Raw genomic sequence first — 2,887 nt, 5'->3', positions numbered from 1 at the left:
GCTTAACATTTCGGCCCACGCGGACACTCAGCAGCAGATAGCCGCTGCGCAGCGCTTGCTGCGTGCCGGTGGCCTCCAACGTTAGACCTCATGGACTCCATCGCACATCGACTCACGAAGCTATCGCTCTGGGGCTTGCCGCTTTTATGGCTTGCTCTAGCCGTGTTTGTATGGCTTCGTCACTCATGGCTTGCTGGTGCTTGCTTCGCCATAGCTGGCCTCAGCGGTTTGCTCTGGAACTTATTCTTTTTGCCGGTCGGCGTTGGTCGTCCCGCTGAAATCTGGCGCGCAGTGGTCTTCGTCGAATATGACGAAGCTCCTTTGGGTCACGTTCTTTCGGTATACCTCCCGCTGCTTTCAAAGCTGTCTCTTGTGGCCGCAGTTTCCATGCTTGCTTTCAAGCGTGCGGTTTAATCCATCATTCCAGCGGACCGCCATTGGCGGCCGCTGAATTCAAACGTCAGGTCGCATAAGAGTAGCCACCCATGTCCAAGGCCATTCATTTCATTGGCGCGCTCTTCGCGATGGGGCTTGTCTGGTTTTTTGCCATCGTGGGCTTGGTCGAGTGGCTGGCGCCGGGCATCGTGTCGGGTTATGGCTTTGTCGCAATGCTCGCCACTTGCCTGCTACTTGCCGGATACCCCGCATGGAGGCTCTTTGTCCAGCGACGTCCTTAGCAGGGTTCCGCGGTCTAACGGGTCGCTCGACACGGACACGCCGCGGCAATGCGGAGCGGGCCGTGTGCAGAAGCATGCGTCTGGCGGCGCATTGCCACTGCGTGCCGGCCAACTCCAATGTCAGGTTTCATTAAATTTTTAAACGCTATGCCCACGACATGATCCACTTAACTCGAACAACCATCGCACTATTCTTTATCTCGATTCTTCCATTGCAATTATCTGCAGCAGAGGCGAGTTTGACTCCCGGTGAAAGAGTTATCGCCGTAGCCTCCGTTCAGCCGGTAGAGAAGTTTTCAATTGAAAATGCGCCAAACGGCCTGGATATTATCTTTCCCGGCCCGGCCTTCTTCGTGAAAAAGGGGGTTGAAAAGAATCGAATCAACGAACTTAAGGCGGCGCTGGAAAAGCAGGCCTTCAACGTACAAGAGGAACTTGCATCTGCCACCTTGAGTGCTTTGAAGGAGGCCAACCAAAGCGCCATACCGGGAGATGGAATCAAATATGAAAAGGACGACCCAACTTCGATTGACTACAAAAATAGCGCAATCACCGCGGACAGCATACTGACAGTGACCATATCGAATATGGGACTTTATTCCAGTCGGCTAAAGACGACGTTCGCACCCAGATTGAATATCTCGTTTGAACTCGTAGATATAAAGACAGAAGATTCGATCTATTCGCAGTCCATCAGTTATGGCGCAGACGCCAACAAAAATTCGGATGACGAGATCACCGCCAACGCGAATTACACCTTCGCATCGTTCGAGGATGCCCTCAGTAGAGCGGGGGAGCTGGTTGAGGCGTACCGAGATGGAATCAAGAGGACGGCGCAACTCGCTGCTCAACAAATCAAAAGGGCGCATTAGGCGGCACGACCGGCGGATGTAAGCCAATTGCACTTTTCGCACGCCCATGAAAAACCTACCCCATCATTCCAGCGGACTGCCTGCGTCAACCGTTCACCTCAAACGTTAGGAATCAAGAAACACATGCTCCACGACCCGTGGCTTGGCCGATGGCTTCCGATGCTCCAGGAGTCCGTTGGCTCACAGCCGGTGCTTGAGATCGGCTGTGGAACGGGCGCAGACACGTCCACCTTGGTCGGTGCCGGCCTTTCTGTTCTCGCCTTCGATCTTTCCGCCACCTCTGTCGCCGCTGCGAGGCTCCGGGCACCTCAGGCACGCATCTCATGCCAGGACATCAKGGATCCGTTTCCCCTTCTCCCTGGCGAAGCTGGTGCCGTTGTGGCAAGCCTTACCCTGCACTACTTTCCATKGCAAGAAACCCTGGAACTTGTGAGCCGGATCAGGCAGACGCTCAAGCCGGGTGGGCTGCTCTTGTGCCGGCTGAACTCGGTCCAGGACAAGAACTTTGGAGCCACTGGGCATCCTGCCATTGAGCCCAACTACTACCTTGTTGACGGCCAGGCCAAGAGGTTCTTTGATGCGCAGGGCGTCGACGAACTGTTCGCAACCGGATGGCAGGTCTTGTCCAGGGAACACCAGACGACCAACAAGTACGTTCGCAAGAAAGCGTTGTGGGAAGTCGTGGTCCAACGCGGCGCCTGATCCACCGTTCCAGCGGACCACCTTCGGCGGCCGCTGAACTCAAACCTTAGGCATCGCGAGGGCTCTTCGGCAACTGCAGCGCCTCATCATTGTCTCTCTCGCACCCAGGTGAGTCACTACGCGCAGAATTGGCGCGGGCATATCGCCCGTGAGAACCACAGGAAACATGAATGTTTACGCTTGACACCTGCTGCACCTTGGTGCCGTATTTCGAGGTCCAAGACGGACAACTTGACGCTTTCAAAGCTCTGGCGCAGAAGCTCGTCGCCAAGACGGGCACGGAGCCGGGTTGCCTGCACTACGCCTTCTCTTTCAGCGGCAACGTCGCCCACTGTCGCGAGGGATACGTAGACGCAGCCGCCCTGCTCGCACATCGTGAGAACGTTGCTGAATTGCTTGGCCAAGCGCTGAAGATCGCAAAGATCGTCAGGTTCGAGGTCCACGCGCCAGAAGCGGAGATCGATAAGCTTCGCGGCCCGATGGCATCGCGCAATCCACAGTTCTTCGCGCTCGAAGAAGGCATTCGCCGTAGCAGCGAGGCCTAACCCTTGAATCGAGAGGACCGCCTTCGGCAGCCTATCATCTCAAACGTTATGCGTACTGAACTCGCCGCACTGGTGCCACGTCACAAGCAAG

5 protein-coding genes are annotated in these 2,887 nt (G+C 56.0%); all 5 read left to right on the top strand.

Features of this window, described 5'->3' with window-relative positions; all coding sequences use genetic code 11:
* The first annotated feature begins 90 nt into the window (after positions 1-90).
* The 5 genes from AC1D1X_RS19745 to AC1D1X_RS19725 all read left to right on the top strand — a co-directional run bounded on the left by AC1D1X_RS19745 (position 91) and on the right by AC1D1X_RS19725 (position 2,796).
* Positions 91-414: a hypothetical protein gene (locus AC1D1X_RS19745; protein WP_477668942.1), complete on the top strand. Its 324-nt coding sequence runs from the start codon at positions 91-93 to the stop codon at positions 412-414.
* Between the two features lie 71 nt (positions 415-485).
* Positions 486-677, top strand: coding sequence for a hypothetical protein (locus AC1D1X_RS19740; protein WP_477668943.1), 192 nt, complete (start codon positions 486-488; stop codon positions 675-677).
* Positions 678-835: 158 nt separating this feature from the next.
* On the top strand, positions 836-1,549 hold the full coding sequence (locus AC1D1X_RS19735) for a hypothetical protein (protein WP_477668944.1): 714 nt from the start codon (positions 836-838) through the stop codon (positions 1,547-1,549).
* A 123-nt stretch (positions 1,550-1,672) separates the two neighbouring features.
* Positions 1,673-2,251, top strand: coding sequence for a class I SAM-dependent methyltransferase (locus AC1D1X_RS19730; RefSeq protein WP_477698957.1), 579 nt, complete (start codon positions 1,673-1,675; stop codon positions 2,249-2,251).
* Positions 2,252-2,421: 170 nt separating this feature from the next.
* Positions 2,422-2,796, top strand: a complete 375-nt coding sequence (locus AC1D1X_RS19725) for a putative quinol monooxygenase (RefSeq protein ID WP_477668945.1) — start codon at positions 2,422-2,424, stop codon at positions 2,794-2,796.
* The last annotated feature ends 91 nt before the right edge of the window (positions 2,797-2,887 follow it).

Source organism: Polaromonas sp. P1_G4, from assembly GCF_056405475.1.
Note: the sequence above shows the minus strand (reverse complement) of the source record. Positions and strands in the feature narration are given on the sequence as shown.

Coding starts and splice junctions, on each gene's coding strand:
- AC1D1X_RS19745 (WP_477668942.1), top strand. CDS start 91: ATGGACTCCATCGCACATCGACTCACGAAGCTATCGCTCTGGGGCTTG.
- AC1D1X_RS19725 (WP_477668945.1), top strand. CDS start 2,422: ATGTTTACGCTTGACACCTGCTGCACCTTGGTGCCGTATTTCGAGGTC.
- AC1D1X_RS19740 (WP_477668943.1), top strand. CDS start 486: ATGTCCAAGGCCATTCATTTCATTGGCGCGCTCTTCGCGATGGGGCTT.
- AC1D1X_RS19735 (WP_477668944.1), top strand. CDS start 836: ATGATCCACTTAACTCGAACAACCATCGCACTATTCTTTATCTCGATT.